Below are 12,608 nucleotides of genomic sequence, written 5' to 3' on the forward strand. Positions count from 1 at the left end.
TAAGGGATGTGAGTGCCTGTGTGTCCACAAAGTACCACTCTCGACAACGACTTGACCAGTTTCATCGGGCGCCGCAAGGAGATCGCGGAACTCAAGATCGTGCTCTCCTCGACGAGGCTGGTCACCCTCGTCGGGGTGGGCGGGGTGGGCAAGACCCGCCTCGCGCGGCGGGTCGGGCAGGGACTGGCCAAGGGCTTCGCGCACGGTGCGTGGTTCGTCGACCTGGCAAGAGCATCCGAGCCCGCACTGGTCGCGAATGTGATCGCGGAAGCGCTCGGCGTTCCGGACCAGTCCGCGCTCTCGCCCGAAGCCGCTCTCGCCGAGTACCTGGCCGACCGGGAATTGCTGCTGATACTGGACAATTGCGAGCACCTGCTGCAAGCGTGCGCGGCGCTCGTCAGTGACCTGCTGCGTTCGGCCGGAGGGGTTGTCGTACTGGCCACCAGCCGCGAGCCGCTCGGGGTGCTCGGCGAGCACAGCTGGCCGGTACCGCCGATGTCGATGCCGGATCTGGCGAATGTGGCCCCGGCCCGTGGCGGTTACGTTTATGGCTACGAGGCGCTGGAGCTACTGGAAGAACGGGCCAGGACGGTACGCCCCGAGTTCAGCATCGGGCCGGTTTCCCGGGCCGTGGCCGCACAGCTGTGCCGGCGGCTCGACGGTCTGCCCTTGGCCATCGAGCTGGCCGCGGTACGCCTGCGGGCGCTCTCGCTGGAGCAGATCGTCGCTCGCCTGGAGGACCGGTATCGCTTGCTGAGTACAGGAAACCGTGGTGGGCCGGCCCGGCACCAGACCCTGCGCGCGGCAGTGGACTGGAGCTTCGACCTGTGTTCCGAGAAGGAGCGCAGCCTGTGGTCGCGGCTGTCGGTGTTCGCCGGCTCCTTCGCCCTGCCGGACGCGGAGGAGGTGTGCGCCGGCGGAGAGATCGAGCGGGCGGACGTTTTCGAAATACTGTCGGGCCTGGTCGAGAAGTCGATCGTGCTTTGTGAGGGCGCGGACGAGAACTCCCGGTACCGCTTGCTGGAGACCATCAAGGCGTATGGCCACGAACGGCTCGTGGCGGCGGGTGAGGACGTCGCGCTGAGCCGCCGGCACCGCGACTACTACCTGGAACTGGCGGAGCGCAGCGAGGACGGCTGGTTCGGCCGGGACCAGGTGCTCTGGTGCGTGCGGCTGCAGAACGCGCAAGCCAATTTCTGGGCCGCGCTGGACTTCTGCCTGGCGACGCCGGGGGAGTCCGCGACCGGTCTGCGGATGAGCGGCGCCCTCGTCTTCTTCTGGAATGCCTGTGGTCATCTCAAGGATGGCCGTTATTGGCTCGGCAGGGTGCTGGAGGGCTCCGCCGAGCCGTCGCCGGAACGGGTCAAAGCGTTGTGGGTCAACGGATACGTGGCCATGACCCAAGGGGACAACACGGCGGCGATGGCGAGCTTCGCGGACTGTCTCGCCCTGGCTGCCCAGCTGAACGACGCCACGGCCCGCGCGTACTGCCAGCAGTTCCGTGGCTCGGCGGAGCAGTTCAAGGGCAACCTGGAAGAGGCCGAGGTGCTGCTGGAGGAGGCGGTCCGGTCCCATCGCCACCGCGGGGTGGTGAACTCGCTGACGGTGCTCGCGACGGCGCAGCTCGGATTCGTGTCCTGCCTGGTCGGCAAGGCGGACCGGGCGCTCGAGCTCTGCGACGAAAGCTGTGCGGTGAGTGAGGCGCACGGTGAGCTCTGGGCGTTGTCCTGGGCGCACTGGGTGCGTGGCCTGGCGTACTGGACGCTGGCCCGGTTCGAACCGGCGGCGGTCGCGCTGGGCGATTCGCTGCGGGCCAAGCACGCGCTGGACGACCGGCTCGGCATGTCGGCCTGTGTGGAGCTGCTGGCGTGGACCGCCTGCGAGGCGGGCGCTTCCCGGCGGGCGGCCCAGCTGCTCGGTGCGGCCAAAGCCTTGTGGGCCTCGATCGGGCATCCGCTGTTCGGCTCGGTGGAGCTGCTGGACATCCACGACGGGTACCTGGAGCGCCTGCAGTCGGCACTGGGGGTCAAGGCGTTCGGTCAGTGCCACGAACTGGGCGAGCAGATGTCGGTGGCGGACGTGCTGTCGTTCGCCTGCGATGAGGCCGGGCCGGCGCCGGACGATGAACCACGGCTGACCCGCCGGGAGAAGCAGGTCGCCGAGCTGATCGCCGAAGGGTTGACGAACAAGCAGATCGCCACCCGGCTGGTGATCTCCCAGCGCACCGCGGAAGGGCACGTGGAGCACGTGCTGGCGAAGCTGTCCTTCCAGTCGCGGGCGCAGGTGGCCGCGTGGATCGCCGCGCGGGCGTAGCCACCGGCCGCGGGCTGCCTCAGTCGTCGCGGACCGTTTCGGCGATGAGACGGTCGACTTCGGTGGGCGGCGGGTAGCCGGGGCCGTCCGTGCGATCGGTGCGGACGAGGATGTCGACGAGGCCGTCGGCCAGGCCGGTGATCACCGTCGCGGGTGTTTTGATCGCGAGGCTGTGCTGGACCGAGACCAGGCCGTGGAGCCCGGTCCACAGGGTGTGGGCCGCGCGATCCCGGTCGCGAGGGCGACCCGCACCGTTCGCCCCTGCTCGTGGATTTCGTCGACGACGGCGTCGGCGAGTGGATCGGCGGTGGTCAGCGCCCAGGCCATCAGGTCCGCGCGGTCCGCGCCAAACTGGGCTGCCACTGTCGATCGCCTGCTGCGTTGCGCGGGCCAGTTGGGTTCGGTGCTCATGGGTCGCTCCGTTTCCGTGGGTCAGGCTGGTTCGTCGTGGTGGCGCTGGGCGATGCGCAGCAGGGCCAGCAGTGCGAGGAAGAACATCCCGTAGACGGTGAGCAATGCCGATGTTTCGTAGATGTCCCCGGTGTGCCAGGTCTTGCCGGCGGCGTCGGTGACGGTGGTGTCCTCGCCGGTGAGGAACTTGGTGAAGAACGAGAGCGTCGTTGCCGCGTAAGGCAGTACTGCTTGCAGGTCACTGCCGGTGGTGCCGGCCGGATGCGGGCCGCGGCGGCGCAGGTAAAGGGCGAAGACCTGCATGAACAGGTAAACGGTGAAGGTCCAGCCGAGGAAGTTGACCAGCGGCACGCCGAAGAACCCGCCGCCGTTCTCCCAGATCCAGGTCTGGCGGATGGTCGAGGTGGCGGGGTCGAGGGCCAGGTCCCAGGCGGTCATGGCGAACGCGCCGATGACCGGGGTGCCGATGGTGGTCAACCAGGGCGTGCCGCGGCGCACGTCGCCGAGCAGCACGGTGGCCACGATCCACGCGAGGTAGCCGGTGGCCAGGTAGGCCGGGCCGATGAACCACGGCACCTGGAAGATCTTGCCGCCGCCGGTGTAGTGGTAGTGGCCGAACGGGAAACCGGTGCCGATGCTGAGGTTTTCGAGGATGTTGCTGATCACGAGGCCCGCGGCCACGAAGACGCCGACGGCGCGCCAGCCGTAGCGCCGTGCTCCGTGCACGAGCGCGAACCCGACCTGCACCACGATCAGGGGCAGCTTGACGCCGGGAACGAAGGCCGAAAGGACCAGCCCGAGCAGGACCACGGCGGTGAGGGCCCACAAGGCCTTGCCGGATCGGGAGGTGGTGGACATGCGGTGGCTCCAGTTTCCGGAGTGGGTCAGGCGGCGAAGGCTTTGGCCGCGGCGTCGAAAGCCGCGATCCAGTCGGCCGTGATGACGGTGGCGAGGTATCCGTCCGGCCGGATCAGGACCAGGGTGTCGCCGGTGATGCCGTAGGTTTCGGCGACCAGCCCGGTGGTGTCGGCGAGGTCGCCGCCCTGTCCTTTGTGGACGGCGTAGCGGCGTAGCCCGGCGCCGTCGTCCGGCCACTTCAGGTCGGGGAGCGCGCTGATGGCGTCGGGACCGAAGGCCAGCAAGGTGAACTGCGGTCCCTGGTAGACGTCGAACAGCCGCTGGAACCCGGACCCGGCGCACGGCGCGTCCGGTGCCCGGTCGCCTGCTCGCAGTGTCTTGGTGGCCGCACCGTCGGCGGGGGCGAGCGGGCCGCCGTGGTAGGAGAGCCCGATCTGCCGTTCCTCGTCTCCGCGCTTCAGACTGGAGAGGCGTTGTTTCTCGAGCCCGGCATACAGTTCGGTGGACTTGCCGAGCACTCGTGCGGCGACCGGCTGCCTTTCGGTTTCGTAGCTGTCGAGCAGGGAGTCCGGTGCGCCGGCGAGGACCTGGCCGAGCTTCCAGCCGAGGTTGTAGGCGTCCTGCACACCGGTGTTGAGTCCTTGCGCGCCGGCCGGGGTGTGCACGTGGGCGGCGTCGCCCGCCACGAAGACGCGGCCGGCCCGGTAGTGCTCGACGATCCGGATGTTCGGCCGGAACACCGAGGTCCAGGTGACGTCGTGGAGCCGCCGGCCGGTGGCCGCGTGGAATCGGGCCGCCACCGCGGTTTCGCCGGTCTCCGGGGTCTCGTCCGGCTTCAGTTTGATCATCAGCTGGAACTGGTCGGAGTGGGGGAGCGGGCAGGCCCCGACGAACTTGCCGCCGGTGCCGGGCCAGACGTGCCACCGGTTGCGGGCGAGCCCGTCGATCGTGGCGTCGACGATGAGCGTCCGGTCGGACTGGTCGGTGTCCCCGGCGAACTTGAGCCCGGCGGCTTTGCGGACGGTGCTCCCGCCGCCGTCGGCGCCCACGAGGTACTTGCTGCGCACCCGTTCGCCCGAGGAGAGCGTGGCTGTCACGCCGTCGTCGTCCTGCTCGAAGCCGTCCAGTCCGACACCGAACTCGATGCGCAGGCCGAGGCGGTCGAGCAGGCGGTGCAGGATGGCGTCGGTGCGGGACTGCGGCAGCAGCAGGATGTTCGGGTACGGCACGGCCGGCGTCGGCCGGTGCTGCCGCTGCATCCGCCACGGCACGGTGATCGGCCCGAGGTGGATGCCCATGAGCGGGTAGGTGCCGCCCTCCGCGTGGGCCTCGTCCAGCACGCCGAGGTCCTCGAAGACCTCTTGGGTGCGGGGCTGGACTCCCTTGGCGCGTGATCCTTCGAACGCGTGCGGCGCCTTGTCGATCAGCCGGACGCGAAGGCCTCGCCGCAGCAGATCGGCGGCGAGCGTGGAGCCGACCGGGCCGGCTCCGACGACCAGGACGTCGAGGTCGTGCGGTTCAGTCATGTCAGTCGACCTCCGGTGGTTTGCTGGACGAAGGTGGTGAGCAGGCGCGCTGTGCCGTGGGGGTCCTCGAACGGGACCATGTGCCCGCAGCCGGCGATCACGTGGCACTCGTCGGGACGCAGAAGGTCCCGGACGGTGCCGAGATGCTCGATCGGGGTGACTTGATCGTGCCGGCCCCACAACACCATCGTGGGAATGGGCAACCGGCCGGCCCGCCGGTAGAGCTCGTGCCGCGCGGCGAGCGGGAAGTCCCTGAGCGTGGACAGGAGCGCGTGGATCGAACCGTGGAAACGGTACGGCTCGCCGACGAGACGAACGAGCCGATCAGCGTCGTCGCTTGACCGGACGTTGTGCGCGAGGTGCTTGCCCAGCGCGCGGCGCCCGAAGAACGTGCCCAGCAGCCGGGCCGGCGGATCGATGGACAGCAGGCGAGTGACGAGCCGGCTCGGCTCGGTCAGGCCCGCCGGGCCGATCAAGGTCATCGAGCTGGGCGTGACGGCGCTATCCCTTGTCGCGTAAGCCATCGCGAGAAGACCGCCCATCGACGTCCCCACCAGGTGGAGCGGCTCCGGCGCCCCGACCGCGGCTACGAGTTCGTCGAGCTGGCGGAGGAACAGGGCCTGGTCGTAGGGGCCTTCGACCCGGTCGGACCACCCGCGGCCGTAGGCGCTGTAGGCCAGGGTGCGCAGGCCTCCTGCGTGCAGGTCGGCGGCGACCTCGTCCCAGTAGCCGAGCGGGATCGTGATCCCGGGGACCAGCAGCACGAGCGGGCCGTCGCCGGGCCCGGCGAGTTCGTAGTGCGTCACCCCGCCGGAGAGCGTGACGAACGATCCCCGTGCCGCCGCCCGAGCGTCGTCGTCCAGGATCCGATCTTCGCCCTTGGCGGCGTAGACGCGGATCATTGTGCGCTGCCGAGGAACTCGAGAGTGGCTTCGGCGACCGCGGCCGGTGCTTCCTCCGGCATCAGGTGGCCGACATCGGGCAGCACGATCTCCCGGCTGTCCGGGATGTCCCTGGCGAAGTGCTGGCCGTCGATCCGATCACCGCGCAGGATCAGGGTGGGCACGCGCAGCCGGCGCAGTTCCGTCGAGTTGTCGGCCTGCGTGGTGTTCGCGAAGTCGACGAAGGCGGCCCGGTTTTCCGGACGGCTCATCAACGTGAAGGTCCGGTCGATCATGCCCTCGGACACGGTGAACCCGGGGCCGACCGCGCCGCGCAGGTTGCGCGCGACGACGCTCCGGGAGCCGCCGCGGCGCACGAGTGGCCGGGTGAGCGGGTTGCGGGCGAGCCGGATCGCGGCAGGCAGTGACTTGCCGGGATAACCGGTCGCGTTCAGCAGCACCAGGCGCCGTACCCGCTCGGGAAAGGCGAGCGCGAAGTTCCACGCGATGTTCCCGCCGAGCGAGTTCCCGGCCACGGTGCACTCCGGCACGGCCTGCCCGTCGAGGAACCGGGCGAGGAAAGCGACGTAGGACTCGATGCGGTAGTCGCGGTCCGGCTGGGGATCACTCAGCCCGAACCCGGGCAGGTCCAGCCGGATCACCTCGCAGGCCGGGCTCAGCCGGGCAGCGACCTCGTCGAACGTGTCCAGCGAGGAGCCCGAGCCGTGCAGCAGCAGGACCGGCGGCCCCTGGCCCTCCCGCACGACGCGCACGCGCATCCCGTCGACCGACACGAAGGTCGATCCTTCCGTGAGATTGTCCACGGCGCTCCCCTCCCCGGATATCGGCTACGATGTAGCCAGAACGTTTCGGCGACAGCGTAGCCGTATTTATCCGGGCTGGCCAACCGGGCTGATCGACGGGTGAGGCAAGGTGATGGCTGTGAGTGAGAGAGATCCCCGGCCGGGGAGCCCGCACTGGTGGCAGAACCGCCCGCGTCAGGACAAGGGCGCGGAGCAGGGGCCGGGACGCCCCTCGATGCCGCGCGAGCGGGTCATCGCCGCGGCCGTCGCCCTGGTGGACGAGGTGGGACCGGGGGAGTTCAGCATGCGGCTGCTGGCGCAGCGGCTGGGCTCGAGCACCGCCACGCTGTACCGGCACTTCGCCGGCAAGGACGAGATCTTCGTCCACGTCGTGGAGCACGTACTCGGCGAGATACCCCGCCACGTCCCGCGCCTGGCGGCCACCGCGACGTGGCAGGAACGGCTCGTCGCCAGCGCAACGGCGTTGTTTTTCACGCTGAAAGACCACCCGAAAGTGGCGGCGCTCTTCGGTGATCAGGTTCCGCTCGGGCCCCGTGCCCTGGCCGGCCGGGAGGCCGCGATCGGCATCCTGCTCGCCGGCGGGTTTTCCGCCGCCGCGGCGGCCAGGGCGTACGCCGCTATCGGCCATTACGTCGTCGGCTTCGCGGTCCAGCTACGTGCCGGCGGTATGTCCGACGAGGCGGAGAACCAGGACATCCGCGAGTTCTGCGGCGCGCTTGATCCCGAGCGCTATCCCGCCACTGTGACCGCGGCCCCGTACCTGCCGATCTCGCTGCCCGACGAGTTCCGGTTCGGGCTCCAGCTCATCGTCGACGGACTGGCCAACCACCTGGCCCGACCGTGAGACCGGGCGCCTCACGTAGTAGAGAAGCCGCTCAGCTTGCTCCGTGGTCAGCCGGATCGACAGCGCTGCAAGGACTTTGAGCGCCTCCGCAGCCAATGACGGAGGAAAGATTCCGGTGTCTCTCAGCTCACCAGCGCGCTGGCGCCGCAGCACGTCGAATGCCGTTTCGACGACTTCGCTGACGTGGTCATTCGGGACGAGGCCAGCTTGGACTGCGAGCACACGGAAGGCAGTGGCCGGAACCAAGTACGCCGGCGCTGTCAAGTGGACACGTACATCCAGGGTCCGGTTGCCGACGCCTGTCGCTACACCTTCCGCTGCCCTGGCCGCGCAGAACGACCGGGCCCATGCAGTCAGGCGGTGGGCTTGATCGCCGGCACGCCGAGCCGTCCCATGGACGAGGCCACGGACGTGTTGAGTACGTTCAGCACCCGCAGCGAACGGTCGTTGTCGGCTACTACACCGGTGCTGCGGAAAGGCAATCGCTGGAAGCGGTCGCGCAGGAGAGAGCCGCGACGCGCTCATTGCGGGCACGGAGCCGGTCGCGCCCAGCGCGGTCTGCAACACGGCGGCCCTCGCGAGAGTGCTGTGCGCGACGTGCTCAGGTCACCGATGCCCGACTTTCCCGGAGCCCCCGGCCGCCGCCGTGTCCTGTCACGGCCACGCGCCGGGACGACCAAGGCGCTTGCGGACCGCCTTGCCGGTGCCCGGGGGAAAACCGTGCCGGGTGAGCCGGACCTCGGCCAGCTCGTCGGCACTGGGCACGGTGAGGAAAAGGGTGAGCAGGAGGCTCAGCAGGAGCGCCGCCAGCACCATCGGCACCGGTATCGGGGTGAAGAACGTGAGCACGAGGAACGCCGCGACGAGCCAGGGCAGCGCTTCGGCGAGGATTCGCAGAGTGAATCGCAGCCGCCACGTTTTCGCGGTGGCGTCGTGCAGTACCCATTCACGGTAACGAGGAGGAAGGCGACCGCCGTAGACGTACTGCAGCCACCGGAAAGGGCCCGGGCGTTTGCGCTCCACGGGGGGTGGGTGCCCGGTCGGCGGCCGCTGAAACCGTCACCTTTTCACCGCTGCAACCGGCACTCGATCACGTAGGCCCGCCCATCGCCGGAGAACTGCCGACGGCGAGCGTGCGCAGCAGCGCCGACAAACCGCCAGGCGCCCGCCCGTCCAGTCGTGCGCTGGTGCGGACCAGGGCGCCGGGCTCCTGTGCCAGCCGGTATCCGGCGTTTTCGAGCCGGCGCCACAGGGAATGGTCTTCGCCGGTGGCGATGCGGCCGAATCCGCCGACGGCGGTGTAGGCGTCGGCGCGGACGGCGAGGTTGGCTCCGTAGACGTTGCCGGCCTCGCGGTCTGCTGTTTCGACCAGTTTCCGGTAGCGCGCAGCGGCGCCGGGGCCGCCTGGCGGCGGGCCGATGAGGTGGGCCGGGCCGGTCGTGGCGTGGCCGCCGTGCTGGGCGCGGGCCAGGTGCCGGGCTGCCCAGTGCTGGTCCACTTCACTGTCCGCGTCGGTGTTGAGCAGCAGCACTTCCGATGCCCGATGCCCGGTCAGGCGTGAAAGCGCGGTGCGGCAGCCCAGATCGCGGAGCTCGCCGATGGTCAGTGGCGCGTGGCTGACGACCACCTCGGCCGAGGACCGGGCTCGGTCGGCGGTGTCGTCGGTGCACCGGTCGGCGACCAGGACGACGGTCCGCTCGACCGACACCGGCAGCCGCCGCAGCGAACGCCGGATCGCGTGCAGGCAGCCGGGAATCGAGGGGGCTTCGTCGCGTGCGGGCAGGACGACGGCGACCGCGGTGATCACCGGCGCCTCAGCACGTCCAGGCGGAACTGCTCGTCGAGATGAGTCACCAGGGGGTCGAGGGCGGGATGCGCGGCGAGCCGCTCGTGCACGGCGGCGCCCTCGTGCGGGGCCTCCGGCGCCCACGGCAACCAGTGCACGGCTACCAGGTCGCCACCGGGGCGCAGCGCGGCCACCGAGGCCTCGATCGTCTTCTCGAGGTCCGTCTCGTCCAGGTAGTACAGGAGTTCGCTGTAGACGAACAGGTCGACCGGGCCGGCCGGGACCGCTTCCGGCACCAGCCCGTGGCGGACCTCGGCTCCGGGTGCGGCCGCACGGGCCAGGGCCACGGCCGCGGGCACCGGGTCGAACGCGACCAAGCGGTCGCACCGGCCGGCCAGCTGCCTGGTCAGTGTTCCCGTCCCGCAGCCGGGTTCGACGATCGTGCCGTAGCGCGCCCGGGGCAGCGAGGCCAGGAGCAACGCGCGCTTTCGTCTTTCATACCAACGGGATTCGACCTGCCACGGATCGTCCGCGCCGTCGTACAGTTCGGCGAACCGGGCGACCGGCGCCGAGCGTTCCGGTGGTTGCCGGAAGAACGTTTCCACCGGACGGGCGAAGTGCGCCAGCGCCTCCGCGGGCAGGATCGGCGCTTCGCCTCGGGGCCCGGGGCGAAGCTGCGAGGTGAATTCGCGGATCGCGGCGGCCTTCGCCGACCGTTCGCCGGTGGTGAGCCGGTAGGAGTGCCCGCGGTGCCACGGGATGCCGGCGGCGTCGGGGCTGCGCCAGTGCCACAGCCAGATGGGGTAGGACCAGCAGTGCGCTGAGTCCGGGGCGACGGCCAGCGCGGCCCGCCCGGCGGCCTGGTGGTCCGGGTGCGGGTCCTCGGGCCAGGGCATGAGGCACAGATCGGCACCCACCGCGTGGGCCCGGAGCGCGTCCACGAGTTCGTGGCTGTGGGCGGTCAGGTCCGAATCGGGCAGGCCCAGCCAGACCGGCTCCACCGGCAGCCCCTGCGCGGCCAGGGACCGGGCCAGCTCCTCGCGCCGGGCACGACCCAGCTCGCGGCGCTCGGCCGCGCCCGAATCGGGAAACGCGGCCTCGCCGTCCGTCGCCACCACCAGCGAGACCGTGGTGCCCGCCGCGTGCAGGTGCTGGAGCAGGCCACTGGCGCCCAGCGTCTCGTCGTCGGGATGCGCGGCGACGATCAGCGCGTGGCGGAACTCCTGCTCCGGCCAGGCGGGAAACGTGCGCGTCCACTCGGTCTCCGGGACGAACGGCCTCATGCGCCGGCCTCGCCGAGCACGGCCCGGCCCAGCGCGGCGAGATCCCGCTCGCCGTGGTGCTGCCGGATGAACACCTGGAGATCGGCCAGCTGCTGAGCGAATCGCCGGTCGCGGCACAGCGGCCCGGCGCCGGTGATGCGCGGCGCGAGGTCGACCACGTCGCGGGCGGTCCGTTCGACGCTCGCCCGGCAGGTGTCGTTCAGCAAGCCCGGGCTGGGGGCCTGCTCGATCGTCGCGGCGGCGGAAGCCAGCAGTGCTTCGGATCCGCGCAGCGCCGCGTGGAGGGCGCCGAAGTGCGCGAGCTGATGGCCGTCCGCCTTGACCCGCAGGGTTTCGCCCACCGAGTCGAGCACTCCGGCGGCGCCGCCGAGCCAGACCGCGGCCACCCCGGTGCCGCCGAGGACGAACCCCCGCCGCGCGAGGTACCAGCCGGGCGGCCCGACCAGCCGTTCGACGGGGACGTCGTCGAAGACCACGTCCCCGCTGTCGGAGGCGTCCATGCCGACCGCTTGCCATGCGTCCGGATGGCGCTCCACCCCGGCCGCGGACAGATCCACCTCGGCCAGCTGGTCGCCGGCCGCAACGAGGGCGCGGTCGAGGACCGTGAGGCCGGAACAGAACCGGACGGTCCCGCTCAACTGTCCATAATGGATTTCCGCGCCGGTCCCGCCCGATTTCGAGGCCCAGACACCGTAGAGGGACAGGGATGTGGGCGCCTGCCCGGCTTCGGCCAGGATCGCGACCGCGTCGGCGTGACCCTCGGCAAGCCGGGCGAGAGCCAGATCGCGGCGGCCGAAGCCGGCCAGCTCGCGCCACCGTCGCAGCAGCGCGCCCCGGCCGGTCAGCGGCAGGTCGAGCGCGCCGGCCACGAGCATCCGCCGCAGCTCCGCGCCGAGCGTCTCCGAGGTGCGGGGCAGCGGCAACGGTTTCGGTGGGGTGTCCGCCAGCAGGGTCATGGGGCCTCCTCGGTGTGCCGCGGCAGTGGACAGCGTTCGCGAATCAGGTCAGTGCCTCGTGGGTCAGCGCGCCGGCCGCGCTCGTACCAGACGATGAACTTGCTGCCGTCACGGGAAACGGGCCGGGGCCGCCCGGACACGTCCGGGGCTCAGCTCGACCATGGGGTGGCCGAGGCCGAGCCCGATGTCTTGATGCCGGCGGGTCTTCTCGTCCAGCAGGCAGATCTGGCCCGAGGCCGTCTCCCCGCGCAGGAAGCCCTTCCCGGTCGCCCCGCTTCCGATCACGACCAGCTTCTCGGCGCCCATGGTCGGCCGGGTACCCGCCGGCGGCGTGGAAAACACCGAGTCCTTACCGCCGGTGGCGCGAAGCCCTCAGGAATTCGGTGGAGCGCCGCAGGTGGGCCGCTCCGGGATGCCGCAGCCGAGCCGCGCCCACACTGTCTTCCCGACCTGGTTTTCGTGGACGCCCCAGGTGTCGGAGAGGCTGTCGACGAGCTGCATGCCGCGGCCGCGCAGGCTCGTCTCGTCCGGCCGGCGGACCTGGGGGCGCAGGCGCGCGGAATCGTCGACCTCGACCACCACCAGGCACGGCAGTGACAGGGCGGTCAGGCGCACCCAGCTGGGTCCGTCGGTGTGCACGTAGGCGTTGGTGGCGAGCTCTTCGGTCACCATCAGGACGTCCTCGAGGTGGTCGGGCGCCAGGTGGGTCAGCGATGATCTCGCCCAGCCGCGGATCCGGGCGAGGTGCGCGGGCCCGGTACCCCGCAGGTCCATGATCCAGGGCGCTTCGTCCGCCCCTGGGCCGGGAGCTGCCACCTTCGGCCCCTTTCTCCACCGGCTCCGCACGGATGCTTCCGCATACCCGGATCGGCCGACCACACACCTGGGAGAGCCGGCAGATCCCGGCCCGGGCGCCCCGGGACCGA

Annotated in this window: 15 protein-coding genes; 2 read left to right on the top strand and 13 right to left on the bottom strand. The window is 70.7% G+C overall.

Annotated elements, in window-relative coordinates; all coding sequences use genetic code 11:
• The first annotated feature begins 51 nt into the window (after nt 1-51).
• Complete coding sequence (locus tag OG371_RS37810) at nt 52-2,313, top strand: ATP-binding protein (protein WP_329060850.1); 2,262 nt, start codon at nt 52-54, stop codon at nt 2,311-2,313.
• A gap of 19 nt (nt 2,314-2,332) precedes the next feature.
• On the opposite strand, the gene OG371_RS37815 is transcribed toward OG371_RS37810, so the two are convergent.
• From OG371_RS37815 to OG371_RS37840, 6 genes are read right to left on the bottom strand one after another with little or no spacing between them, the layout of a single operon-like run.
• Nucleotides 2,333-2,458 carry a hypothetical protein gene (locus OG371_RS37815; RefSeq protein ID WP_329060852.1) on the bottom strand — a complete coding sequence of 42 codons (126 nt, stop codon included), beginning with the start codon at nt 2,456-2,458 and terminating at the stop codon, nt 2,333-2,335.
• Nucleotides 2,455-2,724: a hypothetical protein gene (locus OG371_RS37820; protein ID WP_329060855.1), complete on the bottom strand. Its 270-nt coding sequence runs from the start codon at nt 2,722-2,724 to the stop codon at nt 2,455-2,457. The genes OG371_RS37815 and OG371_RS37820 overlap by 4 nt, the downstream gene beginning before the upstream one ends.
• Nucleotides 2,725-2,745: 21 nt before the next feature.
• Nucleotides 2,746-3,582, bottom strand: a complete 837-nt coding sequence (locus OG371_RS37825) for a carotenoid biosynthesis protein (RefSeq protein WP_329060857.1) — start codon at nt 3,580-3,582, stop codon at nt 2,746-2,748.
• A 26-nt stretch (nt 3,583-3,608) separates the two neighbouring features.
• Nucleotides 3,609-5,108: an FAD-dependent monooxygenase gene (locus OG371_RS37830; RefSeq protein ID WP_329060859.1), complete on the bottom strand. Its 1,500-nt coding sequence runs from the start codon at nt 5,106-5,108 to the stop codon at nt 3,609-3,611.
• Nucleotides 5,105-6,010 carry an alpha/beta fold hydrolase gene (locus tag OG371_RS37835; protein ID WP_329060861.1) on the bottom strand — a complete coding sequence of 302 codons (906 nt, stop codon included), beginning with the start codon at nt 6,008-6,010 and terminating at the stop codon, nt 5,105-5,107. The genes OG371_RS37830 and OG371_RS37835 overlap by 4 nt, the downstream gene beginning before the upstream one ends.
• Nucleotides 6,007-6,813 carry an alpha/beta fold hydrolase gene (locus OG371_RS37840; protein WP_329060863.1) on the bottom strand — a complete coding sequence of 269 codons (807 nt, stop codon included), beginning with the start codon at nt 6,811-6,813 and terminating at the stop codon, nt 6,007-6,009. The genes OG371_RS37835 and OG371_RS37840 overlap by 4 nt, the downstream gene beginning before the upstream one ends.
• A 118-nt stretch (nt 6,814-6,931) precedes the next feature.
• Here OG371_RS37840 and OG371_RS37845 point away from each other — a divergent pair, with 118 nt between their 5' ends.
• On the top strand, nt 6,932-7,657 hold the full coding sequence (locus OG371_RS37845) for a TetR/AcrR family transcriptional regulator (protein ID WP_329060865.1): 726 nt from the start codon (nt 6,932-6,934) through the stop codon (nt 7,655-7,657).
• Between the two features lie 353 nt (nt 7,658-8,010).
• Here the strand turns inward: OG371_RS37845 and OG371_RS37850 are convergent, their stop codons facing one another.
• The 7 genes from OG371_RS37850 to OG371_RS37880 all read right to left on the bottom strand — a co-directional run bounded on the left by OG371_RS37850 (nt 8,011) and on the right by OG371_RS37880 (nt 12,498).
• Nucleotides 8,011-8,139, bottom strand: a complete 129-nt coding sequence (locus OG371_RS37850; RefSeq protein ID WP_329060867.1) for a hypothetical protein — start codon at nt 8,137-8,139, stop codon at nt 8,011-8,013.
• A gap of 172 nt (nt 8,140-8,311) precedes the next feature.
• Entirely contained in the window at nt 8,312-8,680 is a 369-nt protein-coding gene (locus OG371_RS37855) for a DUF5313 family protein (RefSeq protein WP_329060869.1), read from the bottom strand.
• Between the two features lie 67 nt (nt 8,681-8,747).
• The gene (locus OG371_RS37860; protein ID WP_329060871.1) at nt 8,748-9,464 is read right to left on the bottom strand and encodes a glycosyltransferase; all 717 of its coding nucleotides are present in this window, start codon (nt 9,462-9,464) and stop codon (nt 8,748-8,750) included.
• Nucleotides 9,461-10,726 carry a bifunctional PIG-L family deacetylase/class I SAM-dependent methyltransferase gene (locus OG371_RS37865; protein ID WP_329060873.1) on the bottom strand — a complete coding sequence of 422 codons (1,266 nt, stop codon included), beginning with the start codon at nt 10,724-10,726 and terminating at the stop codon, nt 9,461-9,463. Before OG371_RS37865 ends, OG371_RS37860 begins: the two co-directional genes overlap by 4 nt.
• Nucleotides 10,723-11,682 (bottom strand): acyl-CoA dehydrogenase family protein, encoded by a 960-nt coding sequence (locus OG371_RS37870; RefSeq protein WP_329060875.1) that lies wholly within the window; start codon nt 11,680-11,682, stop codon nt 10,723-10,725. The genes OG371_RS37865 and OG371_RS37870 overlap by 4 nt, the downstream gene beginning before the upstream one ends.
• Nucleotides 11,683-11,790: 108 nt before the next feature.
• The gene (locus OG371_RS37875; RefSeq protein ID WP_329060877.1) at nt 11,791-11,988 is read right to left on the bottom strand and encodes a hypothetical protein; all 198 of its coding nucleotides are present in this window, start codon (nt 11,986-11,988) and stop codon (nt 11,791-11,793) included.
• Nucleotides 11,989-12,054: 66 nt separating this feature from the next.
• Entirely contained in the window at nt 12,055-12,498 is a 444-nt protein-coding gene (locus tag OG371_RS37880) for an ATP-binding protein (RefSeq protein WP_329060879.1), read from the bottom strand.
• Between the last annotated feature and the right edge of the window lie 110 nt (nt 12,499-12,608).

The sequence above is a fragment of the Amycolatopsis sp. NBC_01480 genome (assembly GCF_036227205.1).
Classification (GTDB): Bacteria; Actinomycetota; Actinomycetes; order Mycobacteriales; family Pseudonocardiaceae; genus Amycolatopsis.

Excerpts from the sequence above, each read along its gene's own strand:
- OG371_RS37870 (WP_329060875.1), bottom strand. The coding sequence starts at position 11,682 with ATGACCCTGCTGGCGGACACCCCACCGAAACCGTTGCCGCTGCCCCGC.
- OG371_RS37875 (WP_329060877.1), bottom strand. The coding sequence starts at position 11,988 with ATGGGCGCCGAGAAGCTGGTCGTGATCGGAAGCGGGGCGACCGGGAAG.
- OG371_RS37865 (WP_329060873.1), bottom strand. The coding sequence starts at position 10,726 with ATGAGGCCGTTCGTCCCGGAGACCGAGTGGACGCGCACGTTTCCCGCC.
- OG371_RS37835 (WP_329060861.1), bottom strand. The coding sequence starts at position 6,010 with ATGATCCGCGTCTACGCCGCCAAGGGCGAAGATCGGATCCTGGACGAC.
- OG371_RS37820 (WP_329060855.1), bottom strand. The coding sequence starts at position 2,724 with ATGAGCACCGAACCCAACTGGCCCGCGCAACGCAGCAGGCGATCGACA.
- OG371_RS37830 (WP_329060859.1), bottom strand. The coding sequence starts at position 5,108 with ATGACTGAACCGCACGACCTCGACGTCCTGGTCGTCGGAGCCGGCCCG.
- OG371_RS37825 (WP_329060857.1), bottom strand. The coding sequence starts at position 3,582 with ATGTCCACCACCTCCCGATCCGGCAAGGCCTTGTGGGCCCTCACCGCC.